7 protein-coding genes are annotated in these 4,766 nt (G+C 71.0%); all 7 read right to left on the bottom strand.

The genetic code is table 11. From position 1 onward, the window contains the following. Positions 1–58 precede the first annotated feature (58 nt). Positions 59–310: a hypothetical protein gene (locus tag I0Q12_RS07530; protein ID WP_197251336.1), complete on the bottom strand. Its 252-nt coding sequence runs from the start codon at positions 308–310 to the stop codon at positions 59–61. Next, on the bottom strand, positions 307–942 hold the full coding sequence (gene hisH, locus I0Q12_RS07525; protein WP_197251335.1) for an imidazole glycerol phosphate synthase subunit HisH: 636 nt from the start codon (positions 940–942) through the stop codon (positions 307–309). Before hisH ends, I0Q12_RS07530 begins: the two co-directional genes overlap by 4 nt. Further along, positions 939–2,081 carry an MFS transporter gene (locus tag I0Q12_RS07520; RefSeq protein WP_248674918.1) on the bottom strand — a complete coding sequence of 381 codons (1,143 nt, stop codon included), beginning with the start codon at positions 2,079–2,081 and terminating at the stop codon, positions 939–941. The genes hisH and I0Q12_RS07520 overlap by 4 nt, the downstream gene beginning before the upstream one ends. Positions 2,082–2,104: 23 nt before the next feature. Continuing rightward, entirely contained in the window at positions 2,105–2,260 is a 156-nt protein-coding gene (locus tag I0Q12_RS32310; RefSeq protein ID WP_231610203.1) for a hypothetical protein, read from the bottom strand. A 3-nt stretch (positions 2,261–2,263) separates the two neighbouring features. Beyond that, positions 2,264–2,878, bottom strand: a complete 615-nt coding sequence (gene hisB / locus I0Q12_RS07515; RefSeq protein WP_197251333.1) for an imidazoleglycerol-phosphate dehydratase HisB — start codon at positions 2,876–2,878, stop codon at positions 2,264–2,266. After that, complete coding sequence (locus I0Q12_RS07510; RefSeq protein ID WP_197251332.1) at positions 2,875–4,017, bottom strand: histidinol-phosphate transaminase; 1,143 nt, start codon at positions 4,015–4,017, stop codon at positions 2,875–2,877. Before I0Q12_RS07510 ends, hisB begins: the two co-directional genes overlap by 4 nt. Further along, a partial coding sequence (gene hisD, locus I0Q12_RS32305) for a histidinol dehydrogenase (RefSeq protein WP_231610202.1) occupies positions 4,014–4,766 on the bottom strand: 753 nt, incomplete at its 5' end. The genes hisD and I0Q12_RS07510, both read right to left, overlap by 4 nt.

The following is a 4,766-nucleotide window of genomic DNA, read 5'->3' as shown; positions in this document are numbered from 1 at the left end:
CTCGATCTGGATCCGGCCCGCCTGTCGCGTCCGTGAACCACCCCGCGGCGTGGTCCGGCTAGCTGCGATCGTCCCCGCGCCCGTAGGCCCGGCGCGTCATCCGCGTCGAAACGACACCCATCGCGGCGATGGCGCCGGCGATGCCGACGAGGACGATGATCAGCCCGACGACCGGACCCGGCTGCAGCACGATCATCAGCACGGTGACGAGCGCGAGCACCGCGGTTGCCGAACCGACGACCGCGAGCGCCAGCTTCCCCAGCGGCAGATCCTTGCGTGGATCGTCGCCTCGGCCGCCGGCGCCGGTCACAGGCTGCCGACCCAGTTGCGCAGCAATGCCGCGCCGGCGTCTCCGGACTTCTCCGGGTGGAACTGCGTCGCCGACAGCGGGCCGTTCTCCACGGCGGCGAGGAACCTGACGCCGTGCTCGGCCCACGTGAGCTTCGGCGGGGCGATGCGTTCGGGTTCGGGCAGTTCCCACACCTGCGCGGCGTAGGAGTGCACGAAGTAGAAGCGGGTGTCGGCGTCGAGGCCGGCGAACAGCACCGAGTCGGCGGGGGCTTCGACGGTGTTCCAGCCCATGTGCGGCAGCACCGGGGCGTCGAGGCGGGCGACCGTTCCCGGCCATTCGCCGCAGCCCTCGGTCTCGACGCCGTGCTCGACACCCTTCTCGAACAGGACCTGCATGCCCACGCAGATGCCGAGGACCGGCCGGCCTCCGGCCAGGCGGGTTCCGATGAGCTTCTCGCCCCCGACGGCCCGCAGGCCCTTCATGCACGCGTCGAACGCGCCGACGCCAGGGACGACGAGGCCGTCCGCGTTGAGCGCGACCTTCGGGTCCGCGGTGACTTCGACGTTCGCTCCGGTGCGGGCCAGTGCCCGGGCAGCCGAATGCAGGTTGCCGGAACCGTAGTCGAGAAGGGCGACGTTCTTTGCGCTCATGGGTTCGATTCTATGGGTCGTGGTTTCGGGTCGGACGGCCCGGCAAGGCGGGCCAGGAGGGGAAGGACCGGAACGAGCACCGCGGCGATCGCGAAGGCCGCCGGGTACCCCGCGGCGGTCGCGAGTGCGCCGAGCAGAAACGCGCCGATGCCAGCACCGGCGTCGAAGCCGATGTTCCAGGCGGCACTCGCGGATCCGATGTGGCTTGGGCCGGCGCGACGGAACGCGACGAGCAGCGCCTCGTTCTGCACGATGCCGAAGCCGAGACCGAAGCATGCCGCCGCGCCGATCAGCGCAGGCGCGCCGGCGCGGTCGTCGGCGACGAGCGCGAACGGCACCATCGCGATCGCGGCGAGCGCCAAGCCGATCGGCAGCAACCGGCCCGCACCGATCCGGTCGGCCAGCGATCCCGCGCCGAACCGCCCGACGAGCGTGGACGCGCTCAGCGTGGCGAGGGCGATCGGCACCGGCAGGCCCACCGCCGCGATCTGCAGCAGCGACGTCAGGCCGCCGTAGGCGATGGCGCCGGCACCGATCGCCACGGTCGGCAGCAACAGTGCGAGCAGCGGAGGCCGGCCGTGCGTGGCGCCGGCGGCGGGTCGGACCCGCGGCAACCGTGCGGCGGCCACGAGCCCGAGTGTGGGCACGAGCGCACCGAGCACGAACACCGGTGCGGTCGAGAACCTTTCGGCCAGGAACAGGCCCAGCGGCAGACCGATCATCTGCGACGCGGCGATCGCGATGCCGAGGGCGCCGGTGGCGCGGCCCAACTGCCGGGCCGGGGTCAGTTCCGCGACCAGCGCGGCCGCGGCCACGGTGATCATGCCGAAGCCGATGCCGCGCACCGCCGAGATGCCCAGCACCACCGGCGGCGCGGTCGAGGCGAGCAGCCCCAGCGACGGCAGACCGAGCAGCAGGCACCCGGCGATCAGCAGTTGCCGATGTCCCCGGGCGCGCATCAGCTTCGGCATGGCCAGCTGGGTGAGCACCGTGGTCGCCATGAACACCGTCGTCACCGATCCGGCGAGCGTGTCGCTGCCTCCCGCCTGCGCGATCGCCCACGGGACGACGGGCAACAGCAACGAGAATCCGCCGAACGCGGCGGCCGCGAGAGCCCAGGACGCGAGAAGGCCACGGATGCCGAGCAGGCCCGGCGCAGCCGTCACAGCAACCTCAGGATCCCGGCGATCGCGGCGAGCAACGTCAGGGCCAGCAGCACCCCGGCGAACAGCTGGTTGCCGGCTTTCCATGCCGACCACGTTCCCCCGGCGGCCAGCCCTGCGACCAGGAAGCAGCCGTAGGTCAACAGGACATCCATCGGCTACAGGCTGCCCTTGGTCGACGGGATGCCGCTGACCCGCGGGTCCGGTTCGACGGCCTCGCGCAGCGCCCGCGCCACCGCTTTGAACTCGGCCTCGGTGATGTGGTGCTGGTCGCGGCCGTACAGCACGCGCACGTGCAGCGCGATACGGGCGTGGAACGCGAACGACTCGAACACGTGCTTGTTGATCACCGTGGCGTAGGGCACGCCCGGGTAGCCGCCGATCACCGAGTGCACCATGTAGTCCGGTTCCCCGGTGTGCACGCAGTACGGCCGTCCCGACACGTCCACCGACGCGTGCGCGAGGGTCTCGTCCATGGGGATGAAGCAGTCACCGAAGCGGCGGATGCCGCGCTTGTCGCCGAGGGCCTGGTTGAACGCCTGGCCGAGCACGATCGCGGTGTCCTCGACGGTGTGGTGCGCCTCGATCTCGACGTCGCCCTTCGCGTGGACGGTCAGGTCGAAGGAACCGTGCTGGCCGAGCGCGGTGAGCATGTGGTCGTAGAACGGGATACCCGTCGAGATGTCGGTGCGGCCGGTGCCGTCGAGATTGATCTCGACGCTGATGCTCGACTCCTTGGTCGTGCGTTCGACCTTCGCGATCCGGTCGCTCATCGGGTTCCCTCGATTTCCGTTGCGGCGAGTTGCTCACTCACGCGCAACAATTCGTCGTTCTCGTGTGCCAACCCGATGGTGGTGCGCAGGTAGCCGGGGATGCCGACGTCCCGGATGAGCACGCCTTCGTCGAGGTAGCGCTGCCAGGTGGCGGGGGCGTCCGCGAACCGGCCGAACAGGATGAAGTTGGCGTCCGACGGGATCACCTCGTAGCCGAGGCGCGCCAGTTCCGCGGCGACGCGGATGCGCTCGGCGGTCAGTGCCGCGACCGACCCGAGCGTCTCCTCGGCGTGCCGCAGCGCCGCCCGGGCGGCGGCCTGGGTGATCACCGACAGGTGGTACGGCAGTCGCACCAGCAGCAGTGCCTCGACGACGGCGGGCGCCGCGGCGAGGTAGCCGAGGCGACCCCCGGCGAACGCGAACGCCTTGCTCATGGTGCGCGAGACGATGACCTTCGCCGGATACTCGTCGATCAGCGCGAGCGCGCTCGGCACCGCGGAGAACTCTGCGTACGCCTCGTCGACGATGACGATGCCCGGTGCGGCCTCGACGATCACCCGCAACTGGTCGAGCGGGATGCTGTGCCCGGTGGGGTTGTTCGGGCTGGTGACGAACACGACGTCGGGCTTACGGTCCCGGATCGCCGCGACGGAGGCCTCGATGTCGAGGGTGAAATCGTCGCGCCGGTAGGTCGCCAGCCACTCGGTCTGGGTGCCGTCGGAGATGATCGGGTGCATCGAGTACGACGGCACGAAGCCCATCGCACTACGGCCCGGCCCACCGAACGCCTGCAGGATCTGCTGCAGGATCTCGTTGGATCCGTTCGCCGCCCACAGGTTTTCGACACCCACTGCGACACCGGTCTGCCGGGTCAGGTAGGCGGCGAGGTCGGTGCGCAGGGCCACGGCGTCGCGGTCCGGGTAGCGGTGCAGCTCACGCGCCGCCTCACGCACGGCCTCGGCGACGTCGTCGACGAGCGCTTGCGTCGGCGGGTGCGGGTTCTCGTTGGTGTTCAGCTGCACCGGCACCGTCAACTGCGGTGCGCCGTAGGCGGATTTGCCGCGCAGGTTCTCGCGCAGGGGCAGGTCGTCGATGGTGATGCGGCTGCCGGGCACGGTCCCGGTCTGTGCGCCGCTCATCGCAGAGCCTCGAAACGCAGACGCACGGCCTCACCGTGGGCGGGCAGGTCCTCGGCGTTCGCGAGGGTGATGACGTGCCCGGCGACGTCCTGCAGCGCTTCGCGGCTGTAGTCGACGACATGGATGCCGCGCAGGAAGGTCTGCACGCTCAGCCCGGACTGGTGCCGCGCGCAGCCGGCGGTGGGCAGCACGTGGTTCGAGCCGGCGCAGTAGTCGCCGAGGCTGACCGGCGCCCACGGCCCCACGAAGATCGCGCCGGCGGCACGGACCCGCGCGGCCACCTCGGAGGCGTTCTCGGTCTGGATCTCGAGGTGCTCGGCGGCGTAGGCGTTGACGACCTGCAGGCCCTGCTCGAGATCGTCGACCAGGACGATGCCGGACTGGCTGCCGGACAGCGCGGTCGTCACACGTTCGCGGTGCTTGGTGATCTCGAGCTGCGCGGCGAGGGCGGCGTCGACGGCGTCGGCCAGGTCGGTGCTGGTGGTGACCAGGACCGAGGCGGCCATCACGTCGTGTTCGGCCTGGCTGATCAGGTCGGCGGCCACGTGCACGGCGTCGGCGGTGTGGTCGGCGAGGATCGCGATCTCGGTGGGCCCGGCCTCGGCGTCGATTCCGACGACGGCGCGGCACAGCCGCTTGGCGGCGGTGACGTAGATGTTGCCGGGGCCGGTGATCATGTCGACGGGGGCGAGCTCGGTCGCGGCGTCGTCGACGTCGGTGCCGCCGTAGCTGAGCAGCGCGACGGCCTG

The sequence above is a fragment of the Rhodococcus sp. CX genome, from assembly GCF_015865005.1.
In the GTDB taxonomy this organism is placed as follows: domain Bacteria; phylum Actinomycetota; class Actinomycetes; order Mycobacteriales; family Mycobacteriaceae; genus Rhodococcus.
The sequence above is the reverse complement of the archived record's forward strand: the minus strand, read 5'-3'. Positions and strand labels throughout refer to the sequence as shown.

Excerpts from the sequence above, each read along its gene's own strand:
- I0Q12_RS07510 (WP_197251332.1), bottom strand. The coding sequence starts at position 4,017 with ATGAGCGGCGCACAGACCGGGACCGTGCCCGGCAGCCGCATCACCATC.
- I0Q12_RS32310 (WP_231610203.1), bottom strand. The coding sequence starts at position 2,260 with ATGGATGTCCTGTTGACCTACGGCTGCTTCCTGGTCGCAGGGCTGGCC.
- hisB (WP_197251333.1), bottom strand. The coding sequence starts at position 2,878 with ATGAGCGACCGGATCGCGAAGGTCGAACGCACGACCAAGGAGTCGAGC.
- hisH (WP_197251335.1), bottom strand. The coding sequence starts at position 942 with ATGAGCGCAAAGAACGTCGCCCTTCTCGACTACGGTTCCGGCAACCTG.